The following is a 22,196-nucleotide window of genomic DNA, read 5'->3' as shown; positions in this document are numbered from 1 at the left end:
AGAACAGGTTTAAACTCGACGGGGCGTCTTCAGAGGCAGACTGCCTCCTGAAGCGCTTCTCAGCAGTTTTTCTTTCTGCGCCGCGACAGCGGCGCCGGGCCCAAGGCCGGGACGGGCCCGGCAGGGCATGTCACCGGAGGCGGGAGCCCCCCCCCTTAACAAAGCTGAGCGGGAGCCCCCTTTTACTTCACAGGCGAGAGCTTCCCTTTTGGCCTCGCGACATTAGTTTTCGCCTGATGCGCAAACGGCAACAGATGCCTCGGCGGCGCGCACCGAGGCGCCCATGCGTTGGGTCATAAAATCCATAAACAACCGCGTCTTTGGGTCCTGGTGACGACGGTGGGTATAAAGACAGGCCATCTGCACCGGCACCGGCGGGCTCTGCTTCGCCACCGCCACCAGCGCCCCCGAGATCAAATGCTCCGCCACCTCAAACACCGGCTTGAGGGCAATGCCTTCCCCGGCCAGGGCCCAGTCTATCAGCACATCGCCATCGTCACATTCATAGCGCCCGGAAACCGCAAAACGTTTCGGCCCATCTTCACTTTGCAACATCCACTGAAACTCGCTGGCACCAGGGTAGCGCAGGTTCAAACAATTATGCGCCCCGCCAACCAGATCCTCGCCCCGCTCAGGCGTGCCGTGGCACGCAAGATAATCCGGCGCCGCACAGAGCACCCGCTGGCAGTCAGCAATCTTGCGAATGCGCAGGTTGCTGTCCTCCGGTTGCCCCAAAAAAAACGCCAGATCCAGCCCTTCGGTGGTCAGATCCACCGTCCGGTCCGACAGCCGCAGGCGCATGTTGATCTCTGGGTATTCTGCCAGAAAGGCTGGCACCTCCGGCGCCACCAGCCGCCGCCCCGCCCCCAAGGGAGCCGCCACAAACAGGGTGCCGCGCGGCGTATCCGTCAGATGCATCACCTGGGCCTCGGCCTGATCCACTGCCTCCAGCACCGAAACCGCGCCGGAATAAAACGCCTGGCCCTGTTCGGTTGCGGTCAGATTGCGGGTGGTGCGCTGGAACAGGCGCACCCCCAGGTAATCCTCCAGCTGCGAAATCCGCGCCGAGGTCACCGCCGGAGAAACCCGCAGATCCCGCCCCGCCGCCGACATCGAGCCCAGCTCATAGACACGCACAAAGGTTCGGATATTATCGAGATAAGACATGGCGCCTCCGGTTGCCTCACGGCATTCTTCTTGTTTTTTTGATACAGCTTGGAAGTTTACTGGAATACCGAATAAAGATGCGCTTGCCTAGGGTGGCCACGGGGGAAACCATAGGGAAATCTATGGACCCCCCTGAACAAATCTCAACGCTGCACAAAGACGACACCACACAGACCATATGAGGGCACGGGCATGTATGAAATTCTGATGATGTGGGATTGGCTGGGCTTTGCCATTCGCTGGCTGCATGTAATCACCGCAATGGCCTGGATTGGCTCTTCTTTCTATTTCATCGCCCTGGATCTGGGCCTGCGCAAGGCGCCCAATCTGCCGGTTGGCGCCCATGGCGAGGAATGGCAGGTGCATGGCGGCGGATTTTACCACATCCGCAAATTTCTGGTGGCCCCGGCCGAGATGCCGGAGCATCTGATCTGGTTCAAATGGGAAAGCTACACCACCTGGCTGTCGGGCTTTGCCTTGTTGATGGTGGTCTATTGGGTGGGCGGCGAGCTCTATCTGATTGATCAGGCCAAGGCCGAGCTGACCCTGTGGCAGGGCATAGCCATCTCGGCGGCATCGCTGTCGATTGGCTGGCTGATCTATGATCGCCTGTGCAAATCCGGCCTGTCCGAGCGCCCCACCCTGTTGATGGTACTGCTGTTTGGCCTGCTGGTGGTGATGGGCTATGGGCTCAACCAGGTCTTTACCGGCCGCGCCATGATGCTGCATCTCGGGGCCTTTACCGCCACCATCATGACCGCCAATGTGTTTTTCATCATCATGCCAAACCAGCGCATTGTGGTGGCGGATTTGCAGGCAGGGCGCACCCCGGACGCCAAATATGGCAAGATCGCCAAGCTGCGTTCAACCCATAACAACTATCTCACCCTGCCGGTGATCTTCCTGATGCTGTCGAACCACTACCCGCTGGCCTTTGCCTCTGAATACAACTGGCTGATCGCCGCCTTGGTATTCCTGATGGGGGTGACCATCCGGCATTATTTCAACACCAAACATGCAGGCACTGGCAATCCCACCTGGACCTGGCTGGCCACAGCGTTGCTGTTCTTGGGGGTGATTATCCTGTCCACTCTGGGTCTGGAACAGGAGGGCGAGGCCGATGAGGACAGCGCCGCACTGACCGGCACCGCGCTGATCATGGCACAGGCCGATGGCTTTGAAGAGGTCCATGAGATCGTCCTGGGCCGGTGCAGCATGTGCCACGCCCGCGAGCCCTTCTGGGATGGCATTCGCACCGCCCCCAAGGCGGTTTTGCTGGAAACCGAAGCCGATCTGGCCCGCCAGGCCAAGGCGGTGTTTCTGCATGCCGGCATGACCGACGCCATGCCCCCGGCCAATGTCACCTTTATGGAGCCAGAGGATCGCGCCGCCATTCGCCGCTGGTTCAAAAACGCCCGCATGTAGCGCGGCTTTCACCTGCCTGCAGCCTGGCTTTCAGATAAGCTTGCACTGCGCGCCACAGGTCGACTTGCGCGGCTTCCTGCCCGCGATGCCAAACTCTGCTCAAATCCCTCTTGGGACTACTTTACCTCACGCTGCTCTGTGCTAGGGTCACCATGACATCCTGAGTGGCGGCCCTGCCTGTTGCCACGTACCCGGGATCGTTCTGTCTGCGCCCAATTCCTGCACGCTGCCCGGAGTGCCCATGTTTTTCAAATTGCCCCTGCGCTCTGCCCCGCAAAGGGCCCTGCGCGCAGCCGCTTTGGGCCTGTGTTTGACCGCCCCCTTTGTGCCCACTGCGGGCATCAGTGCCGAAGTCCAGCTCACGGCGCCCGGCGCTTCAGAGGCGCTGACCCAGCGGTTGCAAGGGGCCTCCAGCGTTCTGGGAGCCGATCCGCAGATTGATGCGCAGGAACTGCTGGCCGCCGCCCTGTCGGACTATCGCACTTTGGTACAGGTGCTGTATGACGCCGGGCATTTTGCGCCGCAGGTCACCATCCGTCTCGACGGGCAAGAGGCCGCCCGCATTGAGCCACTGAACGCGCCGCGCCAGATCAATCAGGTGCGCATTACCGTGATCCCCGGCCCCAGCTTTCGCTTTTCCCGCGCCGAAATCACCCCCTGGCCCAGCAACAGCGATGTGCAGCGCCCCGCCGGTTTTGCCGTCGGTCAACCCGCTACCACCGGGGTGCTGCGCGATGCCGGCGCCGCCGGGCTGTTGGCCTGGCGCAGGGCTGGCCACCCAAAGGCCCGTCTGGCACATCAGGCGATTACCGCCAACCATCGCGCCAATACGCTGGACGCCCGCCTGACCATGGCCCCTGGGGCAAAATTGCGGTTTGGCACGCTGCGTCTGGCCACCCCCAGCGCCGTGCGCACCGAGGCAGTCCAGCGCATCGCGGGCCTGCCAACCGGCGCGGTCTACCATCCGGATCTTGTGGCCAAATCCGCCACCCGCCTGCGCCGTACCGGTGCCTTTTCCTCGGTCACCCTGCGCCCCGAAGACCAGCCCAACCCGGACGGAACGCTTGATTATATCGCCACGGTCGAGGACATGCCGCCGCGGCGGCTGACCTTTGGGGCCCAGCTCAGCTCCTCTGACGGGATCGAGATCACCACCAGCTGGATGCACCGCAATCTGTTTGGCGGCGCGGAAAAACTGCGCTTTGAGACCCGGCTCAGCGGGCTGGGGGGCAGCAATGACATCGACGGGCGCATTGCCCTGCGACTGGACCAACCAGCTACGCTGGGGCCGGATGACAATCTGTTCTACCTCATTGAGGCCGAACGGCTGGACGAAGAACATTATACCGCTACCCAAGCCCGGGGCGGTATTGGTCTGCGCCGGGTCTATTCCGATCAGCTGTTTGCCGAAGCGGGCTTTGGCTTTAACACCATCCTGGCCGAGGATGCCTTTGGCAAACGGCGCTTTAAATATGTCGCCGGTTTTTTGCGGGCGGAATATGACCAGCGCAACAGCCGGGTGAATGCCACCAGCGGCTATTTCATCAATGCCCGTCTCACCCCTTTTCTGGGTATAGACGGCACCGACGATGGGCTGCAGATCAAGCTCGACGGGCGGATTTACCACGGGCTGGGCGGCAGTGATCGTCTGGTTCTTGCCGGGCGCGCCCAGCTAGGATCGGTGATTGGCCCCTCGCTGGGCAATACCTCCCCGACATTGCTGTTTTTCTCCGGCGGTGCCGGATCGGTGCGCGGCCATGAATACCAATCTCTGGGCGTGCCTGTGGGCGCCAATTCCGCCGGGGGCCGGGGCTATCTGGCGTTTTCGGGCGAATTGCGCGGCAAGATCACCGACAAGCTCTCGCTGGTTGGCTTTTTTGACATTGGCTATGTGGACAGCGATGCCTTTGTCTCCAGCACCTCGCAAAGCCATTCGGGCGCCGGGTTTGGCCTGCGCTATGATGTGGCCGGAATCGGGCCGCTGCGGGTGGATTTTGCCTATCCGGTGGATGGCGGCACCGAGGATGGATTGCAATTCTACATCGGTATAGGGCAGGCTTTTTGATGCGCGTTTCGGTTCTGTTTCCCGCCGCTCTGCTGGCCAGCTCTGCGCTCATCCTGCCCTTAGTCTCGCCACTGGCAGCGCAGGACACCACGCCCGAAACCCCGCCTGAGCCTGAGCCCAGCTATCTCGAAAGCTTCCTCGAAGAAAACCTGTCCGCAGACAACCAATACATCACCGTAACCGGGCTGAACGGTGCCTTTTCCTCGCAGGCGGTGATCGACGAAATCACCGTCGCCGATACCGAAGGCGTCTGGCTGCGGCTGCGCGGCGCTGAGCTGGACTGGAACCGCCTGGCCCTGCTGCGTGGCAATTTGTCGATCAATCACCTGAAGGCCGCCGAAATTGCCGTGCTGCGGCAACCAAAGCCGCTGCCGCCGGATCCCAGCCTGCCCAGCCCCGAGGCCACCCCCTTTCAATTGCCGGACCTGCCGGTCGCGATTGAGCTGGGAGAGATCAGCGTCGCCCGCATCCTGCTGGATGAGACGCTGTTTGGCTTTGCTGCCAGCCTCAACCTGCAGGGCGGGCTGAAATTAGCCGAGGGCAGTCTGACAACCCAGCTCGAGGTGAATCGGCTCGACAAACCCGGCGACCGGCTGAGCCTTGAGGCCGGATATGCCAAGGACAGCCGCCAGATCACCCTTGATCTGGCGCTCCAAGAAGCCTCGGGCGGCTTGATCTCCACCGCCTTGGCGCTGCCTGCGGCCCCCAGCCTGCAGCTCGATATAAAAGGCAGCGGCCCGGTCGAAGATTTCACCGCCCAGATTGCCCTGTCCTCCAACGGCAGCAACAGACTGGCGGGCCAGATTGAACTGACGGCTCTGGCCGCGCCACCCGAAGCCGGGACAGGCGCCACCGGAACTCCCGATGCTGGCGCCGCAGCGGCGGGCATTGGCTTCACCGCCGATCTTGGCGGCGATATCGATGCCTTGCTGCTGCCGGACTATCGCCCCTTCTTTGGTCCTGACCTGCAACTGGCTCTGCGGGGCAGCAGCACCTCCACAGCCGGGCTGGTGCTGGACAGTTTTGCCCTGCGCAGCCAGGCCCTGCGGCTCAGCGGGGCACTGGCCATGACCCCCGCGGGACAGCTGGACACCGCCAATATTCGCGCTGCAATCACCCCGCCCCCTGGGCAGGCTGCGGTGCTCTTGCCCTTGCCCGGCGCCGATACCACCCTGGCTGGCACAGAAATTCTGGCGCAGAAAACCAGCGACGGCCCCTGGTCCCTGAGCGCCGAGTTGACCCAGCTCAGCCATCCTGAGGCGCTGATCGAAACCGCGCTGATTACGGCTCAGGGGCGGCTGTCACTGGATGACAGCGGCGCGCAGCAGCTCGACGGGGATGTCACCGCAGAGTTGCAGGGGCTGAAACTGCGCGATCCAGCCCTGGCCGCCGCAGTGGGGCGCGAGGTTTCTCTGTCCAGCCATCTGACCACCCAGGGCGCGGCGGCATTTTCGCTGCATGAGCTGCTGTTGCAGGGACAGGACTATCAGGCCAGCGGAGATCTGGGCTTTGCGGGGCTGGAAAGCGGCCTGCAGGTCACCGGCGACCTGCGCGTCGGTGCCGGCAATCTGCAGCGGTTTTCTGCTCTGGCAGGCCAGCCCCTGTCGGGCGCCGTGCAAGGCCAGATCCAAGGCGCGCTCACGCCGCTTTCCGGCGCCTTTGAGGCCGATATGGCGCTACAGGGCCAGGGCGTTTCTGCCGGGATTGACGTTCTTGATCAGCTGACAGAGGGCACTCTGGCGCTGACCTTCAAGGGCGGGCGCGATGCCGCCGGGCTGGAGATCAAACAGTTCACACTGCTGAGCGGGCAAATCTCAGCCGAGGCCAGCGGCACCCTGGACAGTCGCGCCGGCAGCCTGCATCTGCAGGCGGGCCTCAAGGATCTCAATCCACTGGTGCCGCAGGTTTCCGGGGCGCTGACCCTAGAGGGCGACCTGACCCGAAGCGGCGACAGCCTGTCGGGGCAGCTCCAGCTCAAGGGGCCACATGCGTCCTTTGCCCAGCTCCAGGGCCGTGCCCAGCTGGACGGCGCGGCGGATGTCACCTTTGAGGCCTCACTGGAAGAAATGCAGCGCTTTGTTCCCGAACTGCCGGGCAGGCTCAGTGCGACAGGAGAGGCGCGACGCCGTGATGGCCGCTGGCAGATCACCAGTGACGCCAAGGCGCCTTCGGGGGCTGAGGCACGCCTGGCCGGCAGCTTTGACGAAAGCAGCGGGCTGGCCGATATCACCGCCAAGGGTCAGGCCCGGCTGGAAGGCGCCAACCCCTTTATCACCCCAAATCTGCTGAGTGGCACCGCCGCCTTTGATCTGGCACTAAAAGGCGCGCCCACGCTCGCGGCCCTGAGCGGCAGCATCACCACCCGTGGCGCCGCAATGGCGCTGCCTGCTGCGGCCCAGCGGCTCGACGATATCAACGCAACGGTCACGCTGCAGAACGCTGGCGCGCAGCTGCAGGTCTCGGCACGCCCCCGGGATGGCGGCAACCTGCGCCTGACCGGCCCCATAGCTCTGACACCCCCGTTTGATGCTGCGCTCAAGATTGGCATATCGGATGTCACGCTGACCGATCATCTGAGCTATGAAACCCTGCTGAACGGCGCGCTGTCTTTTGCCGGTCCGCTGGCGGGCAACAGCCGTTTGAGCGGTCGGATTGATATTGGCGAAAGCAATATCAACCTCAACACCGCCGGGGGGGCAATCTCGGCGGCGCCCATCCCGCCAATCCGTCACATCGGCGAATCGCGCCCGGTTCGGCAGACCCGCGCCCGCGCTGATCTGATCCAAACCACCGCAAGCACCGGATCCAGCAGCAACATCGCCCTGGATCTGTTGATTGACGCGCCAAACCGCATCTTTGCCCGGGGCCGTGGGCTCAATGCTGAACTGGGCGGCCGCATCCAGCTGCGCGGCAGCACCGCCGCCCTGGCCCCTGCCGGGCAGATCAGCCTGAAACGTGGCACCTTTGACATCCTTGGGCGGCGTCTGGAACTGGACGAAGGCCGCATTACCCTGCTGGGGGATCTGAAACCACATCTGGAGTTCCGCTCCTCTGCCAGCACCGCCACTGGCAGTGCAACGCTGGAAATCGAAGGCCCCCTGGATGCGCCGCAAATCAAGGTCACCTCCGACCCGCCGCGCCCCAGCGAAGAGGCCCTGGCGCTGCTGTTGTTTGGCGACAACATTGATGATCTGTCCCCCCTGGCCCTGGCGCGCCTGGCCAAATCTGCGCTGGATCTCAGCGGGCGTGGACTGGGCAACCAAAGCCGCCTGCGGGACGCAACCGGCGCTGACAACGTCGAGGTCGGGCTCGACAATATCGGCTCGGGCCTGTTGGGGCTGGGCGGCTATATCGGCGAGAAAGCCTATACTGATTTCAACGTCAACACCGAGGGCGACAGCGAGCTGAGCATCAACATCGACCTCACCGATTCCGTCACCGTGACCGGCACTGTCGACAGCGAAGGCGAAAGCGGTTTTGGTCTGTTCTTCAAGCGGGATTACTGATTTTCTGGCCCCCGCATACCCCACGCCATCAGCGCTCCGCCCCGGCGGCGCAATTTCGACACATGTCTTCGTTAAGCCTGCAAATGCTTTTCCAAACCGGAGCAGCCGCTTAACCTGGCCCTAAAGCCCCGACACGCTGGACAGATTGCATGAGTGAACACCCACCGCAGCCCGCCTTCGCTGCCCGTATCACAAAGCGCCTCAACTCTGCGCTGCACCGCGCCCGTTTTTTTGCCTCTCAGCCCCATGCGCATGGGCCAAAACAGCGGATCGCCGCCGCCGATGAGGTGGTTCTGGTCGCGCTGGTGCGCGATGGCGTCACTCCCGCCCCTCATCCCCATGCCTCAACCGGGCTGCGCCTGGCGCCCCCCGCCTATAGCGCCTATGTAGCCACGCACTCAGGCAGGTCTCACAATGACAGAGGGGCCGCATAATGACGGTGTCCGCCCCGAACAGCGCGCCTCTCATCAGCGCCGTGGTGATAGGCCGCAACGAAGGCGCGCGTCTGCTCGCCTGCCTTGCCTCGCTGCAACCGCAGATACACCGGCTGATCTACGTCGACAGCGGCTCTAGCGATGGTTCGACCAAAGCGGCGCAGGCGCTGGGGGTCGAGGTGGTGGCGCTGGATATGTCGCTGCCCTTCACTGCCGCCCGTGCCCGCAATGCGGGGCTGGACCGGTTGCAGGGCGAACAGGGGTTTGTGCAGCTGGTTGATGGCGATTGCGAGGTGGACGCCAACTGGATTCCCCAGGCCGCGGCGTTTTTGCAGCAGCACCCAGAGGTGGCCGTGGTCTGTGGCCGCCGCCGCGAGCGCTTTGCAGAGGCGTCGATCTACAACCAACTGTGCGATGCGGAATGGAACACGCCCATAGGTGAGGCCAAGGCCTGCGGCGGCGATGCGCTGATGCGGCTGGAGGCGCTGCGCGCAGTGGGCGGATATCGCGCCGATCTGATCGCAGGGGAAGAACCCGAAATGTGCCTGCGCCTGCGCCGCAAGGGCTGGAAAATCTGGCGCATTGATACGGAAATGACCCTGCATGATGCGCAGATGACCCGGTTTGGCCAATGGTGGAAGCGCAGCCGCCGGGCCGGCTATGCCTTTGTCCAGGGGGCCGCGTTGCATGGGGCCTCACCGGAGCGACATTGGGTCACCGAAACCCGCCGCGCCCTGCTCTGGGGTGGGGTGCTGCCGCTGGCTCTTCTCTTGGGCACTGTGGCGATCTCCCCCTGGGTCCTCGTGGTTGCAGGGCTATATCCGCTGCAGCTGCTGCGTCTGAGCCCGCGCATGGGACTGCGGCCTGCCTGGTTTTCGCTGCTGGGGAAATTTGCCGAATGCGCTGGCGTGGCAGAATACTCCTGGGACCGCGTGCGGGGAAAAAACCGCAAAATATTGGAGTATAAATAGGTTCTGACCGCCCGGCCCCTTGCCGCATTTGTCACTGAACACAGAGCCCAAAACAATGCGCTACAGCGCTGGCGCGTCAGAGCCAGCGCCGGGCCCAAGGCTGCCAAGAGGGGGCAAAGCCCCATCTGCAGGCGCGGGAGCCTCCCCTTTGCCGGGTCCCAGCCCGGTTCTATTTATGCGAATAGAGGAGGCTACAGTTTGGGCCGGTTGCGCAGGGCCTGCCAGATCTGACCAGGCAGAATGGCAAAACACTTGGCATAGCGTGGCACCATCCGGCCTGGGCTGCTCAAGGCGCGCCACAGCCATTCCATGGCAATCTTGCGCACCCAAAGCGGCGCCCGTGTCTGATGGCCACCCAGAAAATCCAGCCCCGCGCCAATCGAGGCAAAGCCAACCAACGGGGCCGCGCTGCGGCCGCGATGGGCCAGGCGTTCCTGCTTGGGTGCGCCCAGGGCCAGAAAACACAGGCGAATGCCCTTGCTGTTCAGGTTTTCGAGTATTTTACCGGCTTCATCGCCCTGTGGGTCAAAAACCCCCGAGGGCGCATGGCACCAGGCCAGATCCAGCCCCGGCACCTCTGCCTCCAGATGTGCCGGGGCATCGCGCAGTGCCACCTCGGTACTGCCAACCAAGGCCACCGGCACCCCGGCTGCAGCGGCCAGACGGCAAAGCGGCAGAACCAGATCAGACCCCGGCATCAGTTCAACCGGGCGTTTGGCCAACTGCGAAAGCCAGACAATGGGCCGCCCGTCTGCCACCACCAAATCCTGTCCGGCGTAGGCTTGCAGAAACTCTGGCGAGTCAGCCAGTTTAACCAGATGATCCAGGTTCACGGTTGCCAGGGCAAAGCCTTCGCCCGCCGAAAAGCGCCGCAAAACCTCGCTCTCCAAGGCGGCCCGGGTGGGCAAATTCACCGTGATACGCTGGCCTTGAAACTCAAAAAACACCTGTTCACTCCCACGCTGACCCCAAAAACCGAGATCCGCCAATTTCCAAGCAGCGCTGCGCAAATACCCCGCAAAAGACCGTGGCTCAAGCCACTCTAACATAACCGGCTGAATATAGCCGTTTGCGCCCCCTCATTTATCCCTTTGGCTATAATATGCGCGGAATTTCCCGCGACACCGCGCCAAGACCGTTGTAATCTGATGGGGTATGACTTGCGGCAAAGCGGCGCAAAAAGTGCGCAGTCTTGCTCACCCGTCCTGCTCACCGGTCCAGGTCATCAGGTCATCAGGTCAGGCCCCTAAATAGGTAACAATTCTGACCACACTCTCGTCACGCCGCCCCCCTGCGGTCACCAAATGCCCATCGCCCTGCCGCAATTGGAGACTAGGGCCCGTGGACATTCATCTTGAAGCGATGATGACAGCTGCGAGATGCCAGTTGGCAGCATAGCTGGACGCTGTTTTCTCGTACCGGGTCGCTATGGCTCTGAATTCCTTGATCTTTGCGAAGAAATTCTCGATCAAGTGCCGCCATTTGTAGGCGTGTTTATCGTAATCGCGCAGGAACTTGCGGTTCGCTTTCGGTGGGATGATGGCGGTGGCACCGCGCGCATCGAGTTCTGTGAGCAGCCAATCGGCATCAAATGCCTTGTCGGCCAAGAGAGCATCAAAGGCCACGCCATCGATGAGCGGTTCGACGCCCTTCATGTCGTGAGCCTGACCAGGCAGGAGTACGAAGTCAGCCAGGTTTCCTAGGGCGTCGACCAAAGCAACGATCTTGGTGGTCAATCCGCCACGCGACCGCCCGATGGCTTGATTTTGAGTCCCCCCTTGCGCCGCTCGCCTTCTGGTGAGCCTGAACAATCGTGCCGTCGATCATTGCGTATTCGAAATCTGGATCCCCACTGATTTCCTTGAAAATTCGCTCGAATACGCCGCCCTCAGCCCATCTGCGAAACCGTCGGAACACGCTGTTCCAGTTGCCGAAATAAGCAGGCAGGTCACGCCACGGCAACCCTGTCCGCACACGCCATAGCACGGCTTCGAGAAACAGACGATTATCCTTGCCCGTCACACCCGCATCGCCCTCCTTGCCAGGCAAGTGCGGCGCGAGGCGAAGCCAGACGTCATCTGTCAACACAAACCGCTCTTCGTTCATTCAAACCTCCATTTTGGAAGCTTGAATCAGAATTCAGACCGGTTGGGAATCCTGAATGTCCACGGGCCCTAGATCCATCTCATGCCTAATGCACTTGCCTCATTGATGCTGCTGCTCTGGCCTGTGGTCAGCCTGGTGCTGTTCCGGCGCTTGCCGCTGGAGCGGGCCATTTTGTGGTGCATTCTGGCGGGCTACCTGCTGCTGCCCCCGGTGGCCGAGTTCGACCTGCCGCTGGTGCCGGATATGGACAAATTCACCATTCCCTCGATCATGGCTTTTGTCCTGTGCATCGGGATGATGGGCAAAAAAGTACCGCTCCTACCCCGGCACCCCTTGGCGAAATTGCTGACCCTGTTGTTTACATTTGCGGTGATTCCCACGGTGATGACCAATGGCGATCCGGTAATCTTTGAAGTGCTGGCAGATGCCGACCCCATTGTCTTTATCACCGATATGCTGCCCGGGCTCAGATGGCGGGATCTTGGATCGGTGATGATCAACCAGGTGATCATCCTGATGCCCTTCTTGCTGGCGCGGCGCTATCTGTCCTCGCCAGAAGGACAAAAAGAGCTGTTGCTCGCCCTTTGCATCGCCGGACTGGCCTATTCGATCCCGTCGCTGATCGAAATCCGTCTCAGTCCGCAGATCAATATTATGGTCTATGGCTTCTTTCAGCATGATTTTGCGCAAACCATGCGCCTGGGCGGCTTTCGCCCCATCGTCTTTATGCCCCATTCCCTGTGGCTGGCCCTGTTCATGTTTTCCGCAGTGCTGGCCGCCGTGTCCCTGGCCCAGGCTGCGAAGGGGCGGGACCGCCTGCGGCTCGCCATCGCTGCGGCCTATTTGTTCTTCGTTCTGTTCCTGTGCAAAAGCTTTGCCTCGCTGGCCTATGGGCTCAGCTTTGTGCCGCTGGTGGCGCTGGCCTCGCCGCGCTGGCAAATCCGTGTCGCCATCACTTTGGCGGCCCTGGCCATCACCTACCCCATGCTGCGCAACCTCGGGGTCATTCCCACCGAGGCCATCCTGGCCCTGGCCGAGGCCATCAGCCCCGAGCGGGCGCAATCACTGGGCTATCGCTTTGATAATGAAGCAATGTTGCTGCAACGCGCCGCTGAAAAGCCCTGGTTCGGCTGGGGCGGCTGGGGCCGCAATCTGGTGCGCGAGCTGGAAACCGGCGCTATTGTCTCGATCCCGGACGGCCATTGGATCCTGCTCTTTGGCACATTGGGCTGGTTGGGCTATCTGGCCGAGATGGGATTGCTCTCGCTTTCCATACTGTTGCTCGGGATCGAGATCCACCGCCGCCGCCGCCAGCAGATCTCCCCCTATGCCACGCCAATCGCGCTGATCCTTGCCGCTACCATGGTGGATATGATGCTCAATGATACTCTGGTGCCGATGACCTGGCTCTGTGCCGGATCGGTTCTGGGCTATGCCGAACGGCTGCGCTACCCGGGGCTGTTTGAAAAACCCCGTGCCCTGTTTGCAGGCAGGCAGGTCTTGATGCCGCAACCCCTTCCCCCCGGAGCACGCAAGCATATATAATGCCTTATTGTTTTCGCTTTAATACCCGTTTTCAACACCAAGCTTTCACAGCTTTGCCGCAGTGATGCACCAATTTCGCCTTGGGTAACAAGGAATCGTAACCGCAGGCAGATCAGCTGGCCCCAGCCGCCGAACTGCCCACCGCGTGCGCCCGGACCGACCCAACAGATATTTGCCTCTCCTGGGGCACCGGACTCTGCCCATTGGCATGGCAGGGATTGCAGGCAGGAGAGGCATCCCAGATTTGCCAAATGTAGAGGCCAAAGTTTGTCGTGGTAAAGACAGCAGATCAGAGCTCAGGCGCGCCGCAATACAGCGGCGATATCGCCATTGTCGGCATGTCGGTCAATGTTCCCGGCGCCGAGGGCGTGCAGACCTATTGGAACAACCTGCGTGATGGCATTGAATCCATCGTGCCGCTGGACCGCGATGCCCTGCTCGAGGCGGGTGTTCCCGCCGCCACCCTGGCCGATCCAAACTATGTACCCCATGCCGCCCTGCTGGAGGGCTTTGCCGATTTTGATGCCGAATTCTTTGGCTTCAGCCCCAAAGAGGCGGCCATTCTCGACCCGCAACACCGCAAGTTTCTTGAGGTCGCCTGGGGCGCCATGGAAAACGCCGCCCATCCGCCCGAAAGCCTGTCAGAGCCCATCGGCGTCTATGGCGGCTGTGGTATGGGCAGCTATTTCTATTTCAATATCTGCTCCAACCCTGGTCTGGTGGATGACGTGGGCATGTTCCTGCTGCGCCATACCGGCAACGACAAGGACTTTCTCACCACCCGCGTCAGCCATATCTTTGATCTCAAAGGGCCTTCGGTCAATGTCCAGACCGCCTGTTCCACCTCGCTGGTGGCGGTGCATTACGCCTGCAAGGCGCTGCGGGCCGGCGAATGTGGCATGGCGCTGGCCGGCGGTGTCACCATAGATATGCCCCAGGGGCGCGGCTACCTTTATAAAGAGAACGAAATCCTGTCGCCCGATGGCCATTGCCATGCCTTTGACCACCGCGCCCAGGGCACTGTCTTTGGGTCTGGTGCGGGCGCCGTTGCCCTGCGTCGGCTTGAGGATGCCCAGGCCGATGGCGATCACATCTGGGCGGTGATCAAGGCCAGCGCCATCAACAACGACGGCGCCGACAAGGCCGGCTATCTGGCGCCCTCGGTTGGGGGCCAGGCCAGCGCCATCCGCCAGGCGTTGGATGCGGCGGATATTTCAGCCGAGACAATTGATTACGTGGAATGCCACGGCACCGGCACCTATCTGGGCGATCCGATCGAGGTCTCGGCCCTGACCGAGGCCTTTCGCGACAGCACCGAGGCCGAAGGCTACTGCCGCATTGGCTCGGTCAAAACCAATATCGGTCACTTGGACACCGCCGCCGGCATCGCCGGGCTGGTGAAAACCGCGCTGGGATTGAAGCATCAGCAGATCCCGCCCTCGCTGGGCTATGAGGCGCCTAATCCGGCCATTGATTTTGACAGTTCCCCCTTCAAGGTCAATGACCGCCTGACGCCCTGGACCTCGCACAGCGGACCGCGCCGGGCCGGGATCAACGCGCTTGGCGTTGGGGGCACAAATGCCCATGCCATTCTGGAAGAAGCTCCTGCACGGGCGCCCTCCGAGGAAAGCGATTTCCCCTTCCATGTGCTCTGCATATCAGGGCAGTCCAAGGCGGCGCTCAACGCCAATGCCGCTGCCCTGGCCGATTATCTGGAGGCCAACCCGGAGCTCGATCTGGCCGATGTAGCCTATACCCTGAAACAGGGACGACGGGGGTTTGGCAAACGCCGGGTGCTGGTGGCGGAAACCGCGACCCAAGCCGCCGCGCTGCTGCGGGCCGGCGATCCGCGTCAGGTTTTTGACCATGATCAACTGGGGGACGCCCCCGAGGTGGTGTTTTCCTTCCCTGGCGGTGGGGCGCAATATGCTGGCATGGCGCGGGATCTCTATGAAACTGAGCCGGTCTTTGCCGATTGGATGGACCGGGGGCTGGATCATCTGCAGCCCCAGCTCGACCACGACATTCGCGCCCTATGGTTGCCGAACCCCGGCGATGAAGCCGCTGCCAATGCCCAGCTGCAACGGCCCTCGGCGCAATTGCCGCTGATTATGATCATTGAATATGCGCTGGCGCAGCTCTGGATCAGCTGGGGCATTCGCCCGGCTGCCATGGTGGGCCATTCCATGGGGGAAAACACCGCCGCCTGTCTCGCCGGGGTGATCTCTTTTGAGGACTGTATTGATCTGGTGCTGCTGCGCGGACGGCTGTTTGACCAGGTGCCTGCGGGCGGCATGTTGTCGATTGCCCTACCGCTGGCCGAGGTAGAGGCGCTGATCGGCGATGATCTCGATATTGCCAGCGTCAATGCGCCCAACCTCACCGCCGTCTCCGGGCCGCAACAGGCGCTGGACGCCCTGGCCGCACAGCTCGCTGCGCGTGAGGTGGATTTCCAGCGCATCCAGATTGATATCGCGGCGCATTCACGGATGCTCGACGGTATCCTGGCAGAATATCGCGCCTTCCTCGCCGGGTTGTCCCTGGCGGCGCCACAGATCCCGGTGATATCCAACCGGACCGGTCAGCCGCTGACGGCTGAACAGGCCATGGACCCCGATTACTGGGTTGGCCAGCTGCGCAATACGGTGCGGTTTGCCGATTGCATCGCCACCCTTGCCGCCACACCGGGGCGGGTGTTCCTGGAGGTCGGCCCCGGCAAGGCGCTGAGCGCCCTGACCCAGATGTCGCCCACTGTGCAGCCCGGACAGGTGCTCAGCGCCCTGCGCCACCCAGAGCAGGTTATCATGGATGACGCCTATTTCTTTGGCGTCATTGGTCGGCTTTGGGCCTGCGGGGTTGAGGCCGACTGGGATCAGATCTGGGGCGAGGCGAAGCGCCATCGCCTGCCGTTGCCCACCTACCAGTTCCAAAGAAGCCGCTATTTCATCGCGCCGGGCACGCAACAGCAGCAGGAAGACGCATCGCCGCCCCGGCGCCATGACGCGATCAGCGACTGGGGCTACCGCCCCGCCTGGCGTCCCCGGCTGGCCGATTGCGCCTTGGATGTGGACACAGACCTGGGCGAAACACCGCAGACCTGGATGATCTTTGCCGATGACTGCGGGGTGGCCACTGCGACAGCCACCCGACTGCGCGCTGCCGGTCATCGCGTCAGCCTGGTGCGGCCTGGCGACACCTATGCACGGCTTGCCCCGGACGACTATATCCTGCCCCCCGAACAGGGCAGGTTCGGTTATGGCGCTCTGCTTGCCGATCTGGCAGAGGCCGATGCCATGCCCCATCGCATCGCCCATTTCTGGCTGGTCACCGGCGAGGACGTACAGGTTCGTCCCGGCTCCTCCGTCTTTGACCGCAACCTCGAAATGGGGTTTGCCTCTGTCACTGCCCTGGCACAGGAGCTGGGCAGCCTGGATCTGGATCACCCCGTCCATCTGAACGTCTTTACCACGGGCGCGGCGCAGCTCGGTGCTGAACCCCTGCCCTACCCGGAAAAGTCGATGATTGCCGCTCCCGCCGGGGTCATCCCACGGGAATTCCCCGGGATCACCTGCGCGACGGTAGATATCGAACTGCCCGCCCAGCCCGGACTTATCGCCACTTTGCGCGGTGCCCTGCCCACAGATCTGACCCCGCGCCTGCTGCAAGAACTGATGGCCGGCCCCGCCAATACCGTGAGTATCTGGCGCGGTGACAAACGGTTTGAAAAAAGCTGGCGCAGCCAGCCCCTGCCCGAGGTCCCAGCCGCGCCAACAGCGGATCTGGCCGGGTTCAAACCCGGTGGCAGCTATCTGATCACTGGTGGTTTTGGCGGCATCGGCCTGGCCACGGCGGCGCATCTCATGCGTCACTATGATGCCAAGGTGGCGCTGATTTCGCGCCAGGGCCTGCCGCCGCGCGCCGACTGGCCGCGCTATCTGGCCAGCCACAGCCCCGCCAATCGCATCGCCCAACGCATCCGCGCCGTGCAACAGCTGGAAGACATCGGCTCAGGCGCCGTGCTGCCCTTAGCCGCAGACATCTGCAACAGCGCCGAGATGCGCAGCGCCCTGCGCAAAGTCGAGACCGAATTTGGCCACCTCAACGGGGTCATCCATGGTGCCGGCGTCATCGACGACGGACCGATCCTGGCCAAATCAGAGGCGCAGATCGCCCGGGTTCTGGCCCCCAAGGTCACCGGCCTGCGGGTGCTCGACGATCTGTTCCCCGACGGCAGCCTTGACCTGATGCTGCTGTTTTCCTCCTCCTCGACGGTCACCCGGCCCGCCGGGCAAATCGACTATGTCGCCGCCAATGAATATCTCAACGCCTATGCCGCCCATCGCCAGGGCGATCAGACCCGGGTTGTCGCCATTGACTGGGGTGTCTGGGCCGATACCGGCATGGCCGCCGAAGCCATGGCCGCGCGTCAGGGCGGCACCGCCCCATCTGAGCGCCAAAGCTGCGCCCAGCCCCTGCTGGACGAGACCGGATTCGACGCCTTTGGCAATCCGATCTTTGCCAGCCAGCTGGACGCAAACCAGTCCTGGATGTTGAATGAGCACCGCACCAAAGGCGGCACCGCGCTGGTACCCGGCACCGGCTATATCGAATGGATTGCCGAGGCGCTGGCGGCACAGGACCTGCAAGCGCCGTTTGAGATCAGGGACCTCACCTTTTTGCGGCCCCTGGTGGTCGCGGAACCGCCCCCGCGCGCGGTGGTTTTGCGGCTGCAGGCGCAGGATACGGGCTATGATTTTGCCACCCACAGCGCCCTTTCTGCGGGGGGCTATGCGCTCAACGCCGAGGCCAAAATCACCCTGCTGCCCGACTGCAAACACCCCGACAGCAAGCAGCCGCCATCGCTGGATCTCGCCGCCATCCAGGCCCGCTGCCCGCAGGTGGCGCACGCCACAGCCGACAAGCCGCTGCATTCCCCGCAAGAGGCACATCTGGATTTTGGTCCCCGCTGGCAGGTGCTGCAACAGACCGCCTTTGGCCCCGCTGAAACCCCGACAGAAGGTCTGGCCCATCTGCGTCTGCCCCCGGCGGCGCAGGATGATAACTGCCTGCTGCACCCCGGTTTGATGGATCTGGCCACCGGCTGGGCCATCTCCCTGGCGCCGGGCTATGAGGGCCGCAATCTTTGGGTGCCCCTGGGCTATCGCAGCATCCTGGTGCGGGCGCCTTTGACCACAGAGATTTGCAGCCATATGCGCCTGCGTTCTGGCGCCACCAGCGACAGCGCAGCTTTTGATGTCACCCTCACCGACACTGAGGGTCGGGTCCTGGTTGAGATTACAGATTTCCAGATGACCCGGCTTGCCGGAGGCTTTGAAGCCACGCCGCCCCAGACCAATGCCGACCATAGCGCCGAGGCCCTGGGCCTTGTGGCCAGTGCCGCGCCGCAGCCTCTGTCGGAAGACGAACGCCGGTTGCAGCTGAACCTGGCCAATGGCATCCGCGCGGCCGAGGGCCCAGAGGCGATGGTGCGCGCGCTCGCGACAAACCGCGCGCAAATTGTGGTCTCTTCGCTGGATCTGCCGTCATTGATTGAACAGACAACCCAAAGCCGTGCAGAGGCCGCGGCCGATGAGAGCCAGAGCTTTGAGCGCCCCCAGCTGGATACAGACTATGTGGCGCCCTCCACCCCGGTGCAAGAGCACCTGGCAGCCCTGTTCCAAAGCCTGCTCGGGGTCACGCAGGTTGGGGTGGCGGACAGCTTCTTTGAACTGGGTGGCCATTCGCTGATCGCGGTGCGGCTCTTTGCGCAGATCAAACGCCACTATGATGTGGACCTGCCGCTGTCGACCCTGTTTGAGGCCCCCAGCGTTGCCGACCTGGCTGACCTGTTGATGGCGCGCGGCGCAGGTGCGGAACAGGGAGATGCCGCACAGGGCGATGCCGCGACCCAGACCGACCAGGAGACCGCTCAGAACACGGCGGCGGCCCATTCCCATCTGGTGATGCTGCACCCCGGATCCGGCACCGGTGCCGCGCCGTTCTTTGTGGTAGCCGGAATGTTTGGCAATGTGTTGAACCTGCGCCATCTGGCGCTGGAACTGGGCGGCGAGCGCCCGATTTACGGCCTGCAGGCCCGTGGATTGATCGGCGAGGAGGCCCCGCATACCAGCATTGCTGCAGCGGCCACCGATTATCTGGCCGAGATCAGACAGATCCAACCTCAGGGGCCTTATCTGCTGGGCGGCTTTTCGGGTGGTGGCATCACCGCCTATGAAATGGCCCAGCAATTGCAGGCAGCCGGCGAAGATACGGCGGCGCTGGTGTTGCTCGACACGCCCCTACCAGTGCGCCCCAGCCTGAAACCTGTCGACAAGGCGCTGATCAAATTGCAGGAGCTACGCCGCAAAGGCGCGGGCTATTTGCTGGAATGGGCCAAAAACCGCATCCTGTGGGAGCTGAGCAAACGCCGCCAGCCCCCGGCAGAAACCGGTCAGGCGCCTGCTTTCAACAACCGCAAGATCGAGCTGGCCTTCCGGCACTCGGTCGAAAACTACGCGCTGCAGCCCTGGAATGGCCCGCTCACACTGCTGCGCCCGCCACTGGACCGCCATTGGCAGGTCTCGGGCGGCAATTGGGTCAGCTGCGAGCGGGAATATGTCTTTGCCGACAATGACTGGACCAGCTGGGCGCCCAGACTGGAAGTGATCGAAGTGCCTGGCGACCATGACAGTATGGTGCTGGTGCCCAATGTGAGCACCCTGGCCGCGGCCCTGAAGCCCCGGCTGGCTGGTGTTCCACCTCAGGCAAAGCCAACCCCCGATGACGCCAACCCGCAGCGGTTCTATTCGCGAGCCGCGGAATGACCCAGATGAACACAGGCAGCATTCTCACCATTATCCTGAACTACCGCACCCCGGAGATGACCCTCCGGGCTGCCGAGGCTGCCCTGGTGGAGATGGCGGATCTTTCAGGTGAGGTTCTGGTGATCGACAATGGCTCGGGGGATGGCTCTTGGGAAGCGCTGCAGGCCGGGTCGGCGCAACGTGGCTGGCAGCACAGTGACAAGATCAGGCTGCTGCAATCCCCGGTCAATGGTGGCTTTGGTGCCGGCATGAACATCGGCTTTGCCGCTGGCCTGTCGGATGGCACCGCCCCCGATTATTATTACCTGCTGAATTCGGATGCCTTTGTGCAGGGGCAGACCATGCGCACCCTGCGTGATTTTCTGGCCGATCACCCCGGAGCCGGGCTGGCGGGGTCTTTTGTGCATGGCACCGATGGCACCCCCCATCGCACCGCCTTTCGCTTTCCCTCGATCGCGGGTGAGTTCGAAATGGCCGCACGGACCGGTATCTTTACCCGGCTGCTGCACCCCTGGGTGGTGGCGATGGAGATGCCGCAGACACAAACCCAGGTGGATTGGACCGCTGGTGCCAGCCTGATGATCCGCCGCCAGGTGATCGAAGAGATCGGCGGTTTTGACGAGACGTTTTTCCTCTACTTCGAAGAGACCGACCTGTGTCGTCGCGCCGCCAAGGCGGGCTGGCGGACCCATTACGTGCCGGACAGTCAGGTTGCCCATCTGGGCTCTGCCTCGACCGGCATGAAAGACTGGGACCGCACCCCAGCCTATTGGTTCCAGTCGCGCAGCCATTATTTTGCCAAATCCCATGGCCGCGTCTATGCCGCCCTTGCCACCCTGGCCCGCATTGCTGGCACCGGTCTTTACGCACTGCGCCGTCTGGTGCAGGGCAAGCCGCAGGCCGATCCCAATCATTTCCTGAAAGATCTTATCTCACATTCCCTTGCGCCTGTGTCGCACAAGCCCTCACCCCCATGTGAAACGCGCCTTCACTCCCCGGTTTCGGAGGATCCAAAATGAGCCAATTTTCCTGTGTCGTCATCGGCAATGAATCCCTATTGATCGGCTGCGCCGAAGCCGTTCTGGCCCGTGGCCACCAGATTCAGGCGGTGGTTTCGACCGACAGCGACATCCGCGCCTGGGCCGAGGGCAAGGCGCTGCCCGTGCTCACGGACGCAACTGAAATCACTGACGCGTATGATTGGCTGCTCTCGATTGCCAACCTGCGGGTGATCCCAGATCCAGTGCTGGCCATGGCGCGCAAAGGTGCGGTGAATTTCCATGATGGCCCGCTGCCGCGCTATGCCGGTCTGAACACACCCAATTGGGCGATTATGGCTGGCGAAGCGCAGCATGGCATTACCTGGCATGTGATGGAGGGCGGCATTGATGAGGGCGATATCCTCGCCCAGCGCCTGTTCGACATTGCCGAGGATGAGACCGCCTTTAGTCTCAACTCCAAATGCTACGCCGCTGCCATGGACAGCTTTGGCGAGGTGCTGGAGCAGCTGAGTACGGATGCGCTGCATCGCCAGCCACAGGACCTGTCCCAGCGCAGCTATTTTGCCCGGGATCACCGTCCCGCTGCAGGGGGGATTCTGGATTTTTCCCAGACCAGTCAAAACCTGAGCCGCCTTGTGCGCGGGCTGGATTATGGTGGCTATTGGAACCCACTTGGCAGCGCCAAACTGCTGCTGCCTGATCAGGTTTTGCGCGTGGGTAAGGCCACCCCTACTGAGGGTAGCGGTCCGGCAGGCACCCTGCTTAGCGTGACTGGCGCGGTTGTCACCGTTGCCACCGCTGATGGTGCCATTGCGCTGGAAAATATCACCACACTTGGCGGCGAAAGCCTCGATCTGCCGACCCTGTTTACAGCCGGCCAACAGCTCCCGACGCTGAATGATCAAGCGGCCAATGACGTCGCCACCACCTTGGGGCAGAGCCAAGGCAGCGAGGCCCATTGGCGCCGTGCTTTGGCCGCCATGCAACCCGTCACGGTGCCGCTGGCCGCTCGCCATGACAAACCTGCAGGCACCACGCGCTACCCGCTGACCTTGCCACAAGAAGCCGGTGTTGATCTCACCGAAACCCAGATCATCGCCGCAACCCTGGCTTGGGCGCTGCTGGGCACGAGCTATGCTTGAATTTGGGTGA

At 62.6% G+C, this 22,196-nt stretch carries 12 protein-coding genes; 9 read left to right on the top strand and 3 right to left on the bottom strand.

Going from position 1 to position 22,196, the window contains the following annotated elements; translation table 11 throughout:
• Window positions 1-222: 222 nt before the first annotated feature.
• Complete coding sequence (locus tag JZI28_RS03220) at window positions 223-1,167, bottom strand: LysR family transcriptional regulator (protein ID WP_375699223.1); 945 nt, start codon at window positions 1,165-1,167, stop codon at window positions 223-225.
• A gap of 192 nt (window positions 1,168-1,359) precedes the next feature.
• Between JZI28_RS03220 and JZI28_RS03215 the strand changes: the two genes are divergently transcribed.
• The 5 genes from JZI28_RS03215 (at window position 1,360) to JZI28_RS03195 (ending at window position 9,568) form a co-directional block, all read left to right on the top strand.
• Window positions 1,360-2,592 (top strand): urate hydroxylase PuuD, encoded by a 1,233-nt coding sequence (locus JZI28_RS03215; RefSeq protein ID WP_297340453.1) that lies wholly within the window; start codon window positions 1,360-1,362, stop codon window positions 2,590-2,592.
• A gap of 241 nt (window positions 2,593-2,833) precedes the next feature.
• On the top strand, window positions 2,834-4,657 hold the full coding sequence (locus JZI28_RS03210) for an autotransporter assembly complex family protein (protein WP_375699222.1): 1,824 nt from the start codon (window positions 2,834-2,836) through the stop codon (window positions 4,655-4,657).
• Window positions 4,657-8,163: a translocation/assembly module TamB domain-containing protein gene (locus JZI28_RS03205; protein WP_375699221.1), complete on the top strand. Its 3,507-nt coding sequence runs from the start codon at window positions 4,657-4,659 to the stop codon at window positions 8,161-8,163. The genes JZI28_RS03210 and JZI28_RS03205 overlap by 1 nt, the downstream gene beginning before the upstream one ends.
• Before the next feature lie 149 nt (window positions 8,164-8,312).
• Entirely contained in the window at window positions 8,313-8,597 is a 285-nt protein-coding gene (locus tag JZI28_RS03200; RefSeq protein WP_375699220.1) for a hypothetical protein, read from the top strand.
• Window positions 8,597-9,568: a glycosyltransferase gene (locus tag JZI28_RS03195; RefSeq protein WP_375699219.1), complete on the top strand. Its 972-nt coding sequence runs from the start codon at window positions 8,597-8,599 to the stop codon at window positions 9,566-9,568. The genes JZI28_RS03200 and JZI28_RS03195 overlap by 1 nt, the downstream gene beginning before the upstream one ends.
• Window positions 9,569-9,759: 191 nt before the next feature.
• Here the strand turns inward: JZI28_RS03195 and JZI28_RS03190 are convergent, their stop codons facing one another.
• The gene (locus JZI28_RS03190; RefSeq protein WP_375699218.1) at window positions 9,760-10,515 is read right to left on the bottom strand and encodes a WecB/TagA/CpsF family glycosyltransferase; all 756 of its coding nucleotides are present in this window, start codon (window positions 10,513-10,515) and stop codon (window positions 9,760-9,762) included.
• 402 nt (window positions 10,516-10,917) lie between these two features.
• Window positions 10,918-11,674, bottom strand: a protein-coding gene (locus JZI28_RS03185) for an IS5 family transposase (RefSeq protein WP_375698792.1) whose coding sequence is annotated in 2 segments (ribosomal slippage) — window positions 10,918-11,347 and window positions 11,346-11,674 — 759 coding nt in all. Because the reading frame shifts where the segments join, the coding sequence is not laid out codon by codon here.
• Window positions 11,675-11,755: 81 nt separating this feature from the next.
• On the opposite strand from JZI28_RS03185, the gene JZI28_RS03180 reads away from it, so the two are divergent.
• The 4 genes from JZI28_RS03180 to JZI28_RS03165 all read left to right on the top strand — a co-directional run bounded on the left by JZI28_RS03180 (window position 11,756) and on the right by JZI28_RS03165 (window position 22,186).
• Window positions 11,756-13,219, top strand: a complete 1,464-nt coding sequence (locus tag JZI28_RS03180) for a hypothetical protein (protein ID WP_375699217.1) — start codon at window positions 11,756-11,758, stop codon at window positions 13,217-13,219.
• A 338-nt stretch (window positions 13,220-13,557) separates the two neighbouring features.
• Window positions 13,558-20,043 (top strand): beta-ketoacyl synthase N-terminal-like domain-containing protein, encoded by a 6,486-nt coding sequence (locus JZI28_RS03175; protein WP_375700072.1) that lies wholly within the window; start codon window positions 13,558-13,560, stop codon window positions 20,041-20,043.
• Window positions 20,044-20,048: 5 nt separating this feature from the next.
• Window positions 20,049-21,062, top strand: coding sequence for a glycosyltransferase family 2 protein (locus tag JZI28_RS03170; RefSeq protein WP_375700071.1), 1,014 nt, complete (start codon window positions 20,049-20,051; stop codon window positions 21,060-21,062).
• Window positions 21,059-22,186, top strand: a complete 1,128-nt coding sequence (locus tag JZI28_RS03165; protein WP_375699216.1) for a formyltransferase family protein — start codon at window positions 21,059-21,061, stop codon at window positions 22,184-22,186. Before JZI28_RS03170 ends, JZI28_RS03165 begins: the two co-directional genes overlap by 4 nt.
• Window positions 22,187-22,196: the final 10 nt, after the last annotated feature.

This window comes from Pseudophaeobacter sp. TrK17 (assembly GCF_042192375.1).
Classification (GTDB): Bacteria; Pseudomonadota; Alphaproteobacteria; order Rhodobacterales; family Rhodobacteraceae; genus Pseudophaeobacter.
This window is presented reverse-complemented; position numbering and strand designations above follow the sequence as displayed.